A 15,569-nucleotide genomic window follows, 5' to 3' on the forward strand; every position below is an offset into this window, starting at 1 on the left:
CTCCCGGGCGCCCCTCGCGCGGGGGCGCCCGGGAAATAAGCGGAGAGCCGTTACGGTTGCACTGCCCGATGGCCACCGTCCAGGCGAAAGGGCTCGTTCCCCATGACTGTTCCACTCTCCATCCTTGATCTGGCGCACATCGGCGACGGAGAGACGGCGAGCGAGAGTCTGGCCGCCAGCGTGGGCCTGGCCCAGCGGGCCGAAGAACTGGGATACCACCGCATCTGGTACGCCGAGCACCACAACATGCCGAGCATCGCCTCCTCGGCCACCAGCGTGCTCATCGCCCACGTAGCCGCTCACACCAGGACGATCCGCCTCGGAGCGGGCGGCATCATGCTGCCCAACCACTCCCCGCTGACCATCGCCGAGCAGTTCGGCACCCTGGAGACCCTCCACCCCGGACGCATCGACCTCGGCCTCGGCCGCGCCCCCGGCAGCGACCAGCCGACCATGCGCGCCCTGAGGCGCACCCCCGGCGCCGCCGACACCTTCCCCCAGGACGTGCTCGAACTGCAGGGATTCCTCACCGGCGAGTCGCGCATCCCCGGTGTGGACGCCACGCCGGGCAAGGGCACGAACGTGCCGCTGTACATCCTCGGCTCGTCGTTGTTCGGCGCCCAGCTCGCCGCCGCGCTCGGGCTCCCGTACGCGTTCGCCTCGCACTTCGCGCCCGACGCGCTGGAGGAGGCCGTGGCGCTCTACCGGCGCGAGTTCAAGCCGTCCGAGCAGCTCGCCGAGCCGTACGTGATCGCCGGGGTGAACGTGATCGCCGCCGACACCGGCGAGGAGGCGCAGGAGCAGCTGCTCACGGCCAAGCGGTACCGGGTGAGCCGGTTCCTCGGCCGCGGGCGCACGTTCACGCCGGAGGAGGCCGACATGGTGCTCGAATCGCCGGCCGGGCAGCAGATCCTGCGGATGATGCAGTACTCGGCCGTCGGCACGCCCGCCGAGGTGGACGACTACCTCGCCCGCTTCGCCGCGCACGCGCAGGCCGACGAGCTGATCGTCGTCTCCTCGGCGCCCGACAGGAAGGCGTGGCTGCGCTCCATCGAGCTGCTGGCCGCCGCCCACGGCCTCACCCGCGACGCCTCCTAGTCGGCCGAGCGCTGCGGCCGCAGCAGGTGGGGCCCGGTCAGGTCGGACGGCGGCGCCGGTGACAGGCCCGCGTCCACCAGCTGCGAGCGCAACACGAGCACCGTGCGTTCCAGGGCCCGGATCTGGGCCTGCAACCGGCGGATCTGGTCGCGCATCGCCACCGAGCTGCTCTGCTCGTTGACCAGCTCCGCGCCGAGCTGGCTGGCCTGGCCCTGCATCCGGGTCATCTGCTTCTCCATCTGCGCCAGAGCGTCCTCGTAGATCGTCTTGGCGCGGATGAAGGCCTCGGCGTCGACCTTCGAACGCTCGACCTCGGCCTGGTGCTCGACCTGCAGCAACGCGCTCTGCTGGGACTTCTTGCTGGCGTCCGTCGCCGAGCGGAAGGCGAGGTAGGCCACGCCGAGCGGCACGATGCCGACGCCCAGCTGGACCAGGATGTCACTCAGACCGGACATGGCGGCCCCCCAATGGACGGATCACCCCTGTGTAGGTGACGCCGTCGTCGCTGTGCCAGGCGTTGACCGTCAGTGCGATCGGGAACTCGCCGCCGTCGCGATGGAGGCCGACCAGCGGGATGATCCGGCCGGCCAGCTCGGAGTGGCCGTCGGAGAGCACCCGGGCGAGCCCGTCGGTGTGCGGGTCGCGGAAGCGTGGCGGCATCAGGATCGTCAGCGACCTGCCGACCGCCTCGTCGGTGTCCCAGCCGAACAGGGCCTCGGCCTGCGGGTTCCACGACTGGATCGTGCCCGAGGCGTCGGCCACGATGACGGCCGTCGAGGACGCCGCGCGGCCGCCCGGCAGGCGGCCCAGCACGACCGCCTCGGGCCAGGTGGCGATCAGCGCGATCCAGCCCCCGAAGGCCAGCCAGACCGCCCCGCCGACCCAGCCGCGCGGGTTGTCGCCGGTGAAGGTCGAGATCAGATAGATCAGCCCGTACGTGAGGAGCAGCGCGGTCGCGGCGGCGAAGGCCACCCGGTCGGACCGCATGAAAGCCTGCGCCAGGCAGAGCATGCCGAGCGCGCACCAGACCGCCGCCCAGGCGGGCAGCGGCGCGATGACGGCCAGCGACGCGTAGCCGGGTGTGCCGCGCTGGTTGCCCGGCACGAACGCCAGCGAGGCCGCGATGGCCAGGCTCAGCAGGCCCACGAACGTCAAGGAGGCGCCCCGCCTCCCGACGCGGCGGAGGACGCGGGTGAGGGCACGGCGAAGCGGGGGCGTACCGACAACGTGTCCATTACTCACAGTCGCCAGATTAATGCATTTAGTTATCGTCCGATGAGATTATCTGGCTGGTCTGCCCGGCGTGGCGCCCGTGCGGGAAACACCGGGGAAACGCCGTGACCGGTTGCATGCCTTTCCTGGACCTGTCCGAGAAGAGGTGTGCATGAGTGGAGCCGGATCCGCGCGGCCGTCGCGGCGGACGACGTTGGGCCTGCTGGGGGCCGTGCCCCTGGCGGCCGGTGGCGGATTGACGCCTGCCGAGGGTGGAGTGGCCGCCTATGACCGTCATCTCCGTTCGCTGGCCGAGCAGGACAAGTTCTCCGGGACGGCGCTGCTGGCCCGTCGCGGGCGTCCGGTGCTGGCCCGTTCGTACGGGATGGCCGACAAGGAACGGTCGATCCGCAATCGGACCGACACCGTCTACTGCCTGGCCTCGGCGTCCAAGCCGTTCACCGGGCTGGCGGTCGTCCAGCTCGCCCAGCAGGGCAGGCTCAGGTTCTACGAGAAGCTGGGCACGTACCTGGACGGCTTTCCCGACGAGGTCGCCAGGCACGTCACCGTGCACCAGCTGCTCACCCACAGCTCCGGGCTGCCGGACTTCACCGTCCAGGACCCGGACGACGTCAAGCTGGTCACCCACAGCGTCGAGGAGCAGACCCGGTTCGTCAGGACGCGGACCCGCCTGCTCAGGCCCGCCTACACCCCCGGCACCGACAAGACCTACAGCAGCTCCGGCTACGAGATCCTCGGCGAGCTCGTCGCCACCCTCTCGGGGCTGCCCTTCCACGAGTACGTCCGCCGCAACATCTTCGTCCCCGCCGGGATGACCCGCTCCGCCTACTACACCCGGACGGACTGGCTCAACGACGCACGCATCGCCCATCCGTACATCTACCAGTCGGACGGCACGCGGGTGGACGGCGTCCGCCACCTGGAGGCGGGGGCCGTGCTGAACGGCGGGCCGGGCACCAACGCCGCCCGCGCCTTCATCGGCTCCGGCGGCGGCAGCGGCTTCTCCACGGCCCCCGACCTGGTGCGGTTCGCGCTCGCGCTGCAACGCGACAAGCTGCTGAACCACGCCTACACCCAGCTCTACCTGAGCCCCAAGGTCTCCGGCCCGCCCCTGGCCGGCCCCGGCCCGGCGCCCGTGGCGGAGGCGTTCCAGGCGTACGGGCCGGTCGCCGGGATCACGGGCGACCAGCGGCACATCGGCCACGGGGGCGGCATCGCCGGCGGCAACACCAACTGGTCGATCTACCTCGACAGCGACTGGGTGGGGGTCATCCTGTGCAACTACGACCTCGACATCCAGGCCGTCATCCGCCAGGAGCGGCAGGCCGTCCTGGGCGCCTGACCGCCGACGCCGGTAGCGTCGGACGCATGGATGTCGAGGTGGCGGTTGTGCGTGAGGTGGACCAGGAGCTCGTGGACGCCTTCGGGCTGCTGCTGCCCCAGCTCTCGGCGTCCGCCGGGCCGCCGGACCGGGCGGCGCTCGAACGCGTCGTGCGCAGCGAGGCGAACACCGTGCTGACCGCCCGCCTGGACGGCCGGATCGTCGGGACGTTGACGCTGGTGCTGTTCCCGGTGGCGACCGGGATGCGCGCCCGCATCGAGGACGTGGTGGTCGACGTCTCGGCCAGAGGGCGCGGGGTGGCCGCCGAGCTGACCCGGCATGCCCTGCGCCTGGCGGAACGGGCGGGCGCCCGTACCGTCGACCTCACCTCCCGCCCCGACCGCGCGGCCGCCAACCGCCTCTACGAGCGCCTCGGGTTCCGGGCCAGGAACTCGACGGTCTACCGCTTCGGCTCCGAGCGCTAGCCGGCCCCGCACGCGGTCAGGAGGCGGGCCAGGGTCTGGCCGGGGGTCTCCCCGTCGGTGTGCAGGACGGTCGTGGCCAGGGCGCGGTTGCCCGGGTCGCGCACCCACTCCGCGAGGAAGTCGTGGCCGTCGGCGCTCGTCCAGTCGGTGCTCTTCGTGGCCAGACTGCGCCGCCGCAGGACCTCGACGGCTCGCCCCTCCTCGGCGCAGGGCAGCACCAGCACCACGTGCTCGACGGGCGCGAGAGCGGCCTGGACCCGCAGGAACAGCTCCGGCCGCGTGTAGTGGCTGTGGCCGGCCCCGAGGGCGACGATCGTGTCCGGGTGGTCGGCCACCACGCGTTCCACGGCATGGACGCGGGCCGGTTCCCACTCCCGTTCGGCCGTGACCCGGCCGACGGCCCGGATCCGGGAGCGCAGCCGGTCCATGTCCCAGCCCGTCTCGGCGTAGTAGTCGGCGCCGATCGCGTCGATGTCGACGAAGCTCCGGCCCGTCGCCGCGGCCATGCCCGCACCGAGGGTGCTCTTGCCCGCTGCGGCGGGACCGATGAGGATCATCCACGGCGCTTCACGCATCCGTACATTCTCCTCGGCAACCGGTGAAACCTTGTCGAGGGCACCATGAAACCGGCGTCCCCGATAGTGGAGCCATGAGCATCACAGAACTCGGGCACACCGGGGTCGGCCCACCCCCCAGAGCGGCCACCGAGGCGGCCGTACGCGCCGAAGGGCTGGTGAAGACGTTCGGCGCACACCGGGCCGTGGACGGGATCGACCTGGACGTACGCACCGGCGAGATCTTCGGCGTCCTCGGCCCCAACGGCGCCGGCAAGACCACCACCCTCCGGATGCTGGCCACCCTCCTGAAGATCGACGCCGGCCGCGCCGAGATCTTCGGGGTCGACGTGGCCGCCAACCCGCACGTGATCCGCCAGCTCGTCGGCGTCACGGGCCAGTACGCCTCGGTCGACGAGAACCTGACCGCCCGCGAGAACCTCTGGCTGTTCAGCCGCCTCCAGGGCATCGCCAAGCCGCGCGCCCGGCGCATCGCCACCGAGCTGCTGGGCCAGTTCGGCCTGGAGGACGCGGCCGACAAGCCGATCTCGCAGTTCTCCGGCGGCATGCGCAGGCGCCTGGACCTGGCGGTCAGCCTGATCACCCGGCCACCGCTGATCTTCCTGGACGAGCCCACCACCGGCCTCGACCCCCGCACCCGCGGCCAGATGTGGGACGCCATCCGCGACCTGGTCTCCGACGGCTGCACCGTGCTGCTGACCACCCAGTACCTGGACGAGGCCGACCAGCTCGCCGACCGCATCGCCGTCATCGACCACGGCCGCAAGGTCGCCGAGGGCACGCCCGACCAGCTGAAGAGCGCGGTCGGCAACTCGACCCTGCAGCTGCTGCTCGCCGAGCCGGACGAGGTGCCCGCCGCCGTGGAGATCGTGCGGCGCGTGCTCGGCTCCGACCCGGTGCTCAGCCCGGAGCAGGGCCGCCTCAACGTCGCGCTCGACCAGGCCGACCTGGCCGCCGAGGTGCTGATCGCCCTGCGCACCGCCGGGGTGTCGATCTCCTCGGTGAGCGTGGCCAAGCCCAGCCTGGACGAGGTGTTCCTGGTCCTGACCGGCCACGGGACGGACGGCGACGCCGCAACCGGCACGGAGGAGAACCGATGAGCACCATGATCGCCCCCACCCGCGAGACGGTACGGGCCGCCGACCGTGTGGAGGCCGCCCGGCGGCGCGTGACCCTGGCGGAGACCGTCGGCCAGACCCTGTCGATGGCCTGGCGGGCGCTGAAGAAGATGCGCCGCAACCCGGAGCAGTTCTTCGACGTGGCGCTGCAACCGCTGCTGTTCACGGCGATGTTCGCCTTCATCTTCGGCGGCGCCATCGCCGGCGACGTGCAGAGCTACCTCCCGCTGATGATCCCCGGCATCCTCGCCCAGACGGTGCTGACGACGTGCATGGCGACGGGCACGCAGCTGCGCGAGGACATGGAGAAGGGCGTCTTCGACCGGTTCAAGTCGTTGCCGATCGCCCGGATCGCGCCGCTCGCCGGCCCGATGGTGGCCGACCTGCTGCGTTACACGATCGCGGCCACGCTCACCTTCGGCATGGGCCTGGTGATGGGCTACCGGCCGGGCGGCGGCGTGGGCGGCGTGCTGGCCGCGATCCTGCTGGCGATCTTCACGGGCTGGTCGCTGGCGTGGATCTTCACCTGGGTCGGCACGATCGCCCGCAGCGCCCAGGCCGTGCAGGGCATCTCGATGATGATCCTGTTCCCGCTGACGTTCCTGTCGAACGCGTTCGTGCCCGTCGAGACCCTGCCGGGGTGGCTGGCCGCGTTCGTCCGGGTCAATCCGGTCTCACACCTGGTCACGGCCACCCGGGACCTCGCCAACAACGCCCTCGTCAGCGGCGAGGTGGCCTGGACCCTCCTGGCGTGCGCGGTCGTCATGGCGATCTTCGCGCCCCTGTCGGTGCGCAGCTACAAGCGGCACATGTGAGCGCCGCCGGTCACGCCCGAAGACCTGGTCGACGTGCCGCCTGGCCTCGTCGAGCAGGTCAGGGCCGCGCCGGTCGCCGTACCCGGCCCGGACGGCGGCGAGCAGGCCCGGCGCGGCCCGTTCCGCGTGCGGCTCGATCAGCTCGAAGTGCATGCTCGGCATCGTGCTGTTGTACGCGAACCGTTCGGCCAGCACCAGCAGCCTGATCGCGTCGCCCGTCTCCAGGGCCTGCCGCAGCAGCCCCCACGTCCCGAGCGCGAACAACATCGCGCCGCACACCGGGAAGTCGAGGACGGGGTTCGTCACGATCAGCAGGTCGTAGCCCTGCGCGGCGGCGAACAGCTCCGCGCCGTACCGGACCTCCCGCGGCCCGGCATGGTGGGCGTACGCCGTCAGCGCGATCGACTCCGCGACGACCGACCAGGACGTGGCCCCCTCGTACGGCACCCCCTGCGGACGCAGGTCGCGCGCCCGCTCGACCGCCCTGCGGTAGTGCACCAGCGCCGCGGCCGTCTCCCCGCGGGCGAGGGCGATCTCGGCCGCGCAGAGCGAGTCGATCGCCGCGCCGCCGAGCACGGTGTCACCCTCGCTGATCCCGTTGATGCCGGCGAGCTCGGCCTCGGCGGCGTCGAGATCGCCGTCGGCCAGCGCCGAGATCAGCAGGACCGAGCGGAGCTGGGCCTCGTCGTCGGCGGCGCCGAGCCGGCGCAGAACCGGCAGGGCGGTCCGCGCGTGGCCGACCGCCCGCCCGCGGTCGCCGAGCTGCATCCGCAGCTGTGCCAGGACGGTGTGCGCGATCGCGCCGAGCCACGGGCCCTCACTGTCGCGGAGCAGCGACAGGGTCTGCTCGGCGGCCTCGATCGCCTGGTGCACCTCCCCGACGTTCTCCAGGACATGGATGCTCGCCTGCGCCGCGGCCAGCGCCACGTCGCGGTCGGCGCTCCGGCGCAGCTCCAGGAGCTGGCGGTGGGCGTCGTCGCGGTCCCACGCGAGCGCCACCACGGTCATGGCCCTCAGACGGGGATCGGTCTCGCCGGTCTGCGGCAGCTCCTGGAGGAGCAGGCGCAGGGGATCGTGGACGCGGTCGGTCACGGCGATGGCGTTCATCAGCGTGATCAGCAGGGCGACCCTGGTCACCTCGACGAGCCGCGGTGGCGGCACCCAGCCCTTGATCGCCTGGCCGATCGCCTCCCGGTGGACGAAGATCCGGGTGTGGTCGCCGCGGATGGACCACAGCGAGCCCACACCGGCCAGCAACTGGACCGTGGCGGCCGGGTCGGCCTCGCCGAGTGCCTGCCGGAGCAGGTCGGCGAGGTTGCCCTCCTCCGCCCGCAGCGCGTCGACCGACTCGTACTGCGCCGGGCCGAACACCGTGTAGGCGTGTTCGAGGGCGTACGCCGTCGCCCACTCCCGCTGCGCCGCGCGTGCCGCCGCCTCCTCGCCGGCCTCCTTCAGCCGCAGCCGCCCGAACTCCCTGACGGTCTCCAGCATCCGGTAGCGCAGGCCGTACGCCGTCTCGCGGACGCCGAGGATCGACTGCTCGGTGAGCGCGTCCACGATGGCCAGGGCGTCCGGGCCGAGTACGTGCTCGGCCGCGGCCAGCGTGAAGCCGTCGCCGAACAGCGCCAACCAGCGCCAGGCCCGCCGTTCGGGCTCGGCCAGCAGGTTCCACGACCAGTCGATCACCGCGAGCAGCGTCTGGTGGCGGTCGGGGGCCGTCCGGTTGCCGCCGCGCAGCAGGGCGAACCGGTCCGCCAGCCGCCGCGCGATCTCCTCGACCGACATCACCCGTACCTTGGCCGCGGCCAGCTCGATCGCGAGCGGCAGCCCGTCGAGGCGGGCGACGACCTCCCCGACCGCCTCCTCGCCGATCCGCACCCCGGGGCGGGCGGCCGTGGCGCGCTGGCGGAACAGCTCCGCCGCGTCCGCGGCGAGCAGCTCGCCGAGCAGGTAGACGCGTTCGGCGGGGATCGACAGCGGGGCGCGCGAGGTGGTCAGCACCCGCAGGTCGCGGGTCGTCACGGTCAGGAACGCCACCAGGTCGGCGACGGCCTCGATCACGTGCTCGCAGTTGTCCAGGATGAGCAGCGCCGGAGCCTGGTCGAGATGCTGGGCGATGCGGGCGCGCACGTCGGCGCGCTGCCCGGCGGTCAGGATCCGGCGCCCGCTGACCGAGTCGCGGACCCCGAGCGCCGACCCCACCTCGCCCACCACGCCCTCCGGCGAGGAGACGCCGACCAGCTCGATGAAGTGGACGACGGGCTGCGCGGCGTTCCGGCCCGCCACATGGGCCAGCCGCGTCTTGCCCAGGCCGCCGGGGCCGACGACGGAGACCACCCGGTTGGTCTGCAACAGGGCGTGGACGGCGCGGATGTCGTCCTCGCGGCCGAGCAGCGAGGAGCCGTCGAACTGGAGGCCGACGCGCACCGGCCGGTCGGCGGCGAGGAGTTCGGCGTACACGCGGGCCAGCTCGGGGCCGGGTTCGGTGCCCAGCCGGGCGATCAGGCCCGAGCGGTGGCGTTCGTAGCGCTCCAGCGCGGCGGCGGCGCCGCGGACGGCGGCCTCGCTGCGCAGCAGGCAGGCCAGCAGCTCCTCGTCCTGCGGCCGTTCGGCCGCGGCCTCCTCCAGCAGCGGCAGCGCGGCCTCGTGCGCGCCGCCGCGGCCGGCCGCGATCGCCGCCACCCGCCGGGCCTCGGCCGCCTGCCGCGCCGCGGCGGCGCGCAGGTCGGCCAGCGCGCCCGTGGCGCCGTCGGGGCCGCCGGCCACGACCAGGTCCAGGGCCTCCTCGGCACGGCGCCGCGCGAGCGCCGCGTCGTCCTGGCCCAGCGCGGCCCGCGCCTGCTCCATCAGCGTCCCGAGCAGCAGGACGTCGACCTGGCCCGCGGGCAGCCCGAGCCGGTAACCGCGCGGGACGCGCACGACGACGTCGGGGCCGGTCGCGGCCCTGGTCCGGGAGACGACCACCTGTAGCGCCTTGGTCGGGTTGGCCGGCGCCCCGTCGGGCCACAACTCCTCGACCAGCCGCTCGTCGCCGACGCCCGCGCGCCCGTGCAGGGCGAGCACGGCCAGCAGGGTGTGCGCGCGGTCGCCCACGACGCGCGCGCCGTGCCAGCGGACGCCGTCGAGGAGGACCAGTGCGGGAGACACATCCTCAGCTTACGGACGATTCACCGGCCCGCGCCGCCTCCCACGCACACCCCTGATTACGATGAGGCGTGGCTCGGCTGCGGAACGTCCCCATGGCGGACGGCGAGGTGGAGGTGCTGATCGTCGGCGGCGGACCGGTCGGGCTCACCGCACGGGCGCTGCTGGAACGCTGGGGCGTCCGGGTCCTGCTGGTCGAACGGCACCGCGAGCCGTCGCCCTTCCCACGGGCCCGGCTGGTCAACGTACGTTCGATGGAGATCTACCGCGGGCTCGGGCTCGCCGCCGGGATCACCGCCCACGCGTTCGCCCCCGAGTACGGCCGCATCCGATTCCGCGACACCCTGCGGAGCCGCGACTTCGCCACGGCGGCGATGACCGGCATCGATGCGCCGGTGCCCGAGAGCCCCGTGACCGGCGTGGTCACCTCGCAGGATCGCCTGGAACCCGTCCTGCTCGCCGGGGCGACGTCGCCGGCCCGCTTCGGCGTCGAGCTCGCCGGCCTGACCGAGGAGGCGGACGGCGTCGTGGCCGCCCTGCTCGACGGCCCCCGGCGCGGCGAGCGCCTACGGCTCCGCGCCCGTCACGTCCTCGCCGCCGACGGCGCGAACTCCACCGTCCGGCACCTGCTGGGCATCGGCGTCACCGGCCCGGGGAGGATGGGCGGCTTCACCACCGTCGTGTTCGACGCCGACCTCCGCCGCTGGTGCGCCCACCAGCCCGCCGGGGTCTACTTCACCGCGCACGGCCTGTTCGCGCCGCTGTATCCCGAAGGAGGCTGGGCCTGGTTCGTCCCCACCCCTGACGACGGCCCGCACGCCGACTGGCCCGCCCTCCTGTCGCGCGCCCTCGGCGGCGTACCGGCCGACGTCGTCCGGATCCAGCACTGGGAGACGAACGCGTTCGTCGCCGAGCGTTTCCGCCACGGCCGGATCCTGCTGGCCGGCGACGCCGCGCACGCGATGCCCATCGTCGGCGGCCTGGGCATGAACACCGGTATCGCCGACGTGCACAACCTGTGCTGGAAGCTGGCGGGCGTCCTGCGCGGGTGGGCCGCTCCCGGCCTGCTGGAGACGTACGAGGAGGAGCGGCGGCCCGTCGCCTGCCGGACGCTGCGCCAGGCGGTGGCCAACACCGAGCTCATGCTCGGCGTGCAGAACCGGCGCCGCGCCCAGCTCCAGCTGGGCCGGGCAGCGCCGGACCACGTCGAGCTGCCCTGGTCGGAGCGCTACTTCGCGCAGCTCGGCCTGGTGCTCGGCGTCACGTACCGTTCCGGCGCCGTCCTCGCGGGTGAAGGGCCCGCGCCGGAGCCGCCGGGCGCGGACTACGTGCCCAGCGCGGAACCGGGCCGCCGGATGCCACACCTCTGGCTCGCCCGTGACCGCTCGACGCTGGACACGTTCGGCGAATGGTTCACCGTGCTCACCCCGGACCCCGCCGCCTGGGCGTGGCACACGACGCCATGGCCGCTGCGGGTCGAGCCCCTTCCCGCGGAACACGCCGCGTTCTGCGGGCTCACCGCGCACGGAGCGCTGCTCGTCCGCCCCGACGGCCACGTCGCCGCCCGCTGGCCCGGCCCGCCCCCGTCCGCCACCACTCTTCTCGACGCCCTCACCGCGTTGACCGGCAAGGACGCCGGGACCTGACCAGCCGCGCCGCACGGCTGGACCGGCCGCTCCCGGGTGTCGTCAGCCGGTCTGCGCCGCATGCCGTCCCTTGCGCCGCTCGCCCAGCCGGACGCCCACGAAGACCAGCACGGCCAGCAGCACCACGGCGATGACCGCGTTGGTGCCCATGCCGACGTAGGACTCCACCAGCGACCAGTTCTCGCCGAGCGCCCAGCCGGCCAGCACGAACACGGTGTTCCAGAGCAGGCTCCCGGCCGTGGTCAGGAGCGTGAAGACACCCAGCGGCATACGTTCCACCCCGGCGGGAACGGAGATCAGGCTGCGGAAGATCGGGATCATCCGGCCGAAGAACACCGTCTTGCGCCCGTGCTTGAGGAACCACGCCTCGGTCCTCGCGATGTCGGAGACCTTCAGCAGCGGGAGCCGGGCGGCCAGGGCCAGCGTGCGCTCGCGGCCGAGCACCGCGCCCACCCAGTACAGCGCCAGCGCCCCGATCACCGAGCCGGCGGTGGTCCACAGGAGCACGGCGACCAGGCTCATGGTCCCCTGTGAGGCGGTGAAACCGGCCAGCGGCAGGATCACCTCGCTGGGGAGGGGCGGGAAAAGATTCTCCAGCGCGATCGCGATCCCCGCTCCCGGCGCGCCCAGCATCTCCATCAGGTCGATCAGCCATTCCGTCATGCGTCAGAGACTAGGAACGATCAGGGTGCGGCCACCATGAGGCAGGTGGCCGTTCGGGGGTGCGGGAAACCACACCCCCAGGCGGCCCTCGGCGGTACTACGGGGCGGTGCACCAGTTACCGCTCTTGAACCGCTCCTCGACCTCGACCTCGGGCGCGGAGTCGGTGACCGAGATGTCGAGTTGCGCCGTGGCGGACACCAGGGTGCCGGCCGGCGACCTGGCGGCCTTGGCGTCGACCACCACCTGCCGGTCGCCGAGCAGCGCGTAGGTGTCCCTGTCGAAGATCAGCTCCCAGCGCACCCCGTCCGGGCTGGTGAAGCCCACGCCGACGCCCTTACGGCCCGCGGCGTCCTGTACTCCCTCGTCGAGGGTGATGCCGGGGAACGCGCTCAGGGCCTGGTACAACGCGCTGCGCTGCGCGGCCGGCAGGTACGTCTGCCACAGCAGCTGACGTGCGGCGAGGTAGGCGAGGAACGGCGTCAGCTTCTCCGCCTTGGGCTTCCACATGGCGTCGAGGTGGGCACGCATGCCCTCCACGTCGGTCGGCAGGTTCTTGATCGTCGGGTAGTCGTTCTTGGAGTCCTTGCAGTAGACGATGGGCTGGATCCTGGTTCCCATGTCCTTGTAGGCGGACTTCGGGATCGGTTCGCCGGCATAGGCCAGGGGCTCGATGTCCGTCTGCTTGCGCACGCCGTCGGCGTACTGCCCCCGCTGCCGTTCACCCGCCCGCAGCCAGACGGTGTCCTTGAAGCGCCGGTAGTAGTGCTCCCTGGACTTGTCGTAGGGCATCAGGGAGTGGTCCATGGTCTGCAGGGTCTTCACCAGGATGTACTGGTCGTCGCGCGGCTCGATCTCGTCGACGGCGGCCCTCGCCGCGCGGTGGAGCACTTCGGCGGCCGACAGCAGCTTCATCTCGGGAGGCGGGGTCGAGGCGGGCGGCGCCTGCACCACGACCAGGCCGACGGCCACCGCCAGCCCTCCGGCGAGGGCGAAGGTGTACGGCCTGCGCCAGGACCACCGTGACCGTCCCGCCCTGAGCAGCCGATCCCTGGCCATGGCCCTGGTGCCGGGGTCGTAGGGGGCCACTTCCGGCCGGGCCTCGTTGATCAGGTCGAACTCGTTCATCGGGGGTCCTCCAGGACGTTGCGGATCTTGGCCCGGATCCGGGACAGACGGGAACGGACGGTGCCCACCGGGATGTCGAACGCCTGAGCCGCCTGCTCGTAGGACAGCTCGGCCCAGGTGACCAGGAAGAGCAGCTCACGTTCCGCTGATGAGAGCCTCGCCAGCGCGTCGGCCAGGCGGGGACCGAGCCGCTGGGCGTCGATCCGGTCGATGCTGCGCTGCTCGAAGGGGTTGTCGTCGGGACCCGGCATCCTGGCCAGGGCCCGCAGCCTGCGCAGCTCGGTACGGCGGTGCTTGGCGATCAGGTTGGCGGCGATGCCGTACAACCAGGGCGCGGCGTCCGGCCTGGACAGGTCGTAGCGGGACCGTTTTCGGAACGCCGCGAGGAACGTCTCCGCCGTCACGTCGTCGGCCGCGGAGGAGTTCTCCTGGCCGAGGCGTCTGGTGGCATATCGGTGGATCTCATCCGCGTACCTGTCGAAGAGGCTCGCGAACCGATCAGGGTCGGCCAGCGACTCCTCGATGAGGGCGGCGTCCGCGATGGCCGCCACTTCGGTGAGTCCTCTCATATGGGGAAGTCCTTCCGCAGGGCGCGTTCGCACCCTTCCCCCTAACTCACCCGCACCGGCCCTTCAGTTCCATCGCTCCCCGTGCGGGTTCGGCGCTTGGGAGTTCGGCGGAATCCGAGCCGCCGAACTCGCCACGCGTACGTGCCCGTGCGCCGCCGCCGTCAGACGAACCTCGACGCCGGCATGACCCTCTTCCTCAGCGCCGCGACGCCGACGGCCGCCACCCAGATGGCGGCGATGCCGTTGAACATCGCGACCGCGCCCCAGCCGTTCGAGGCGTAGAACTCCGACGAGTTGAAGCCGAAGAACATCGACGGCACCCCGGCCAGGTGCAGTGCGGCGATGCCGAACGACGACCAGCCGACCCACCGGGAAAGGGCGCCGGTGCGCAGCACCGCGTACCCGAAGGCGACACCGAAGACGACCAGCATCAGGTGGCTCATGGAGCCGTAGAGCAGGTAGGTGGGCACGGTACGGGTCGGGTCGATCTCCTCGACGGCCTTGATGGCGTTGCTGCCCTCGATCCCCTTGGCGACCATGTCGATGATCGTCCACGCCACGCCGGCGGTGCCGGCGACCGCCCCGAACCATTCGTAGCGGGCGTCGGCCCGCGTGATCAGAGACCGGACGCCGCTCATGAACACCAGGAACAGCGTCAGCGCGCAGAAGTTGAACAGCGTACGGGTGAGGATCAGCCAGTCCGGCATGAGTGCGCCGGTCTCGACACTGCAGGCCGGAGGGTCACATGCCGGGACGACGAAGTAGAGGGGGAGCTCGGCCATCGCGAAGACGGCGCCGAGGATCGCGGCCACGCCGATCCAGCGGCGAGCCGTGGGCGGGAGCTGAATCTGTGTAAGTAATGAAGTGTTCATGGCATGCACAGTAGCAACAACTGTGTAAGCCGTCTACTATTTCCTTCAGATCTTCGAGAGGATGCCGGCCATGACCCCACGCAAGAGCTCCGGGCGCGACCTCACGCGAGACCGCGAGCCCGCGCCGGATCCCGGGCACGCCGACGAGGCCGACCTCGATGCGCTGCCGCCGGGCCTGGCCGCCGCCTGGGGCGTCGTCGACACCGGCGGGCGGCGCGGTCCCAAGCCGGCGCACAGCGTCGAGAAGATCATCGCGGTCGCGACGGAACTGGCCGACGAGGAGGGCATCGCCGCCGCCTCGCTGCCGAAGGTGGCCGCCCGGATCGGCGTGACCGCCAACGCGCTGTACCGCTACGTCAGCTCCAAGGAAGAGCTCATCGTGCTCCTGGCCGATCGTGCCTGGGGCGACCCGCCCGAACTGCCGGACGGCGACTGGCGGGAGGCGGCCGCGCTGTGGTCGCGCCGGCTGTTCGAGCGTTTCCTCTCCCGTCCATGGCTGCTGGACGTGCCGACGACCGTCTCCCTGACCCCGCACAACGCGGCCTGGCTGGACGCCCTGATCACCGCGCTCGGGCCGACCGGCATGGAGGCGCAGCTGATGCTGAACTGCGCGTACCTGCTCGACAGCCACGCCCGGTACGGCGCCAACCTGCGCCGCAACACCCCGACACCGGCCGCGTTGCGCCGCGCGAACCCCGACCAGCAACGTGCGGTGCGCGCGGTCCGCGTGTTCCTGGACGGCCAGCTCCGCTCCCGCAACCTGAACGCCGTCGCGGACGCGATCCAGGACCCGATGTTCCTCGCCGACGAACCTCCGCTCGACGGCTTCGAATTCGGCCTCGCCAGAATCCTCGACGGCATCGAGGCGTACGTGCAGCAGTAGGAACGCCGCAACGCGGGGAGC

14 protein-coding genes and 1 pseudogene are annotated in these 15,569 nt (G+C 72.2%); 7 read left to right on the forward strand and 8 right to left on the reverse strand.

The window, feature by feature from the left end:
• Nucleotides 1–102: 102 nt before the first annotated feature.
• Nucleotides 103–1,098 carry an LLM class flavin-dependent oxidoreductase gene (locus ABZ459_RS41585; RefSeq protein WP_357983061.1) on the forward strand — a complete coding sequence of 332 codons (996 nt, stop codon included), beginning with the start codon at nt 103–105 and terminating at the stop codon, nt 1,096–1,098.
• Here ABZ459_RS41585 and ABZ459_RS41590 read toward each other — a convergent pair.
• Entirely contained in the window at nt 1,095–1,553 is a 459-nt protein-coding gene (locus tag ABZ459_RS41590) for a hypothetical protein (protein ID WP_357983064.1), read from the reverse strand. The genes ABZ459_RS41585 and ABZ459_RS41590 overlap by 4 nt on opposite strands.
• Nucleotides 1,537–2,244 carry a PAS domain S-box protein gene (locus ABZ459_RS41595; RefSeq protein WP_357983209.1) on the reverse strand — a complete coding sequence of 236 codons (708 nt, stop codon included), beginning with the start codon at nt 2,242–2,244 and terminating at the stop codon, nt 1,537–1,539. Before ABZ459_RS41595 ends, ABZ459_RS41590 begins: the two co-directional genes overlap by 17 nt.
• 238 nt (nt 2,245–2,482) lie before the next feature.
• Here ABZ459_RS41595 and ABZ459_RS41600 point away from each other — a divergent pair, with 238 nt between their 5' ends.
• Together ABZ459_RS41600 and ABZ459_RS41605 are read left to right on the forward strand one after the other, a co-directional pair.
• A complete protein-coding gene (locus ABZ459_RS41600; protein WP_357983067.1) occupies nt 2,483–3,673 on the forward strand; it encodes a serine hydrolase domain-containing protein in 1,191 nt (396 codons plus the stop codon).
• A 26-nt stretch (nt 3,674–3,699) separates the two neighbouring features.
• A complete protein-coding gene (locus ABZ459_RS41605) occupies nt 3,700–4,137 on the forward strand; it encodes a GNAT family N-acetyltransferase (protein WP_357983070.1) in 438 nt (145 codons plus the stop codon).
• Here ABZ459_RS41605 and ABZ459_RS41610 read toward each other — a convergent pair.
• The gene (locus ABZ459_RS41610) at nt 4,134–4,712 is read right to left on the reverse strand and encodes a hypothetical protein (RefSeq protein WP_357983073.1); all 579 of its coding nucleotides are present in this window, start codon (nt 4,710–4,712) and stop codon (nt 4,134–4,136) included. The genes ABZ459_RS41605 and ABZ459_RS41610 overlap by 4 nt on opposite strands.
• Nucleotides 4,713–4,786: 74 nt before the next feature.
• On the opposite strand from ABZ459_RS41610, the gene ABZ459_RS41615 reads away from it, so the two are divergent.
• Together ABZ459_RS41615 and ABZ459_RS41620 are read left to right on the forward strand one after the other, a co-directional pair.
• Entirely contained in the window at nt 4,787–5,812 is a 1,026-nt protein-coding gene (locus ABZ459_RS41615) for an ATP-binding cassette domain-containing protein (RefSeq protein WP_357983076.1), read from the forward strand.
• Nucleotides 5,809–6,645, forward strand: coding sequence for an ABC transporter permease (locus ABZ459_RS41620; RefSeq protein WP_357983079.1), 837 nt, complete (start codon nt 5,809–5,811; stop codon nt 6,643–6,645). The genes ABZ459_RS41615 and ABZ459_RS41620 overlap by 4 nt, the downstream gene beginning before the upstream one ends.
• Before the next feature lie 1,680 nt (nt 6,646–8,325).
• Here the strand turns inward: ABZ459_RS41620 and ABZ459_RS41625 are convergent.
• Nucleotides 8,326–9,792 (reverse strand): annotated as a pseudogene (locus tag ABZ459_RS41625) (BTAD domain-containing putative transcriptional regulator); the annotation flags it as partial.
• A 68-nt stretch (nt 9,793–9,860) separates the two neighbouring features.
• Here ABZ459_RS41625 and ABZ459_RS41630 point away from each other — a divergent pair.
• On the forward strand, nt 9,861–11,435 hold the full coding sequence (locus tag ABZ459_RS41630) for an FAD-dependent monooxygenase (protein WP_357983082.1): 1,575 nt from the start codon (nt 9,861–9,863) through the stop codon (nt 11,433–11,435).
• 42 nt (nt 11,436–11,477) lie between these two features.
• Here the strand turns inward: ABZ459_RS41630 and ABZ459_RS41635 are convergent, their stop codons facing one another.
• The 4 genes from ABZ459_RS41635 to ABZ459_RS41650 all read right to left on the reverse strand — a co-directional run bounded on the left by ABZ459_RS41635 (nt 11,478) and on the right by ABZ459_RS41650 (nt 14,665).
• Entirely contained in the window at nt 11,478–12,098 is a 621-nt protein-coding gene (locus tag ABZ459_RS41635) for a DedA family protein (protein ID WP_357983085.1), read from the reverse strand.
• Nucleotides 12,099–12,195: 97 nt separating this feature from the next.
• Nucleotides 12,196–13,224 (reverse strand): CU044_5270 family protein, encoded by a 1,029-nt coding sequence (locus ABZ459_RS41640; protein WP_357983088.1) that lies wholly within the window; start codon nt 13,222–13,224, stop codon nt 12,196–12,198.
• Entirely contained in the window at nt 13,221–13,793 is a 573-nt protein-coding gene (locus ABZ459_RS41645) for an RNA polymerase sigma factor (RefSeq protein WP_357983091.1), read from the reverse strand. Before ABZ459_RS41645 ends, ABZ459_RS41640 begins: the two co-directional genes overlap by 4 nt.
• Nucleotides 13,794–13,954: 161 nt before the next feature.
• Entirely contained in the window at nt 13,955–14,665 is a 711-nt protein-coding gene (locus tag ABZ459_RS41650) for a hypothetical protein (RefSeq protein ID WP_357983094.1), read from the reverse strand.
• A 70-nt stretch (nt 14,666–14,735) separates the two neighbouring features.
• On the opposite strand from ABZ459_RS41650, the gene ABZ459_RS41655 reads away from it, so the two are divergent.
• Nucleotides 14,736–15,548: a TetR/AcrR family transcriptional regulator gene (locus ABZ459_RS41655; RefSeq protein WP_357983096.1), complete on the forward strand. Its 813-nt coding sequence runs from the start codon at nt 14,736–14,738 to the stop codon at nt 15,546–15,548.
• Nucleotides 15,549–15,569: the final 21 nt, after the last annotated feature.

It is taken from the genome of Nonomuraea sp. NPDC005692, from assembly GCF_040631115.1.
GTDB lineage: Bacteria > Actinomycetota > Actinomycetes > Streptosporangiales > Streptosporangiaceae > Nonomuraea.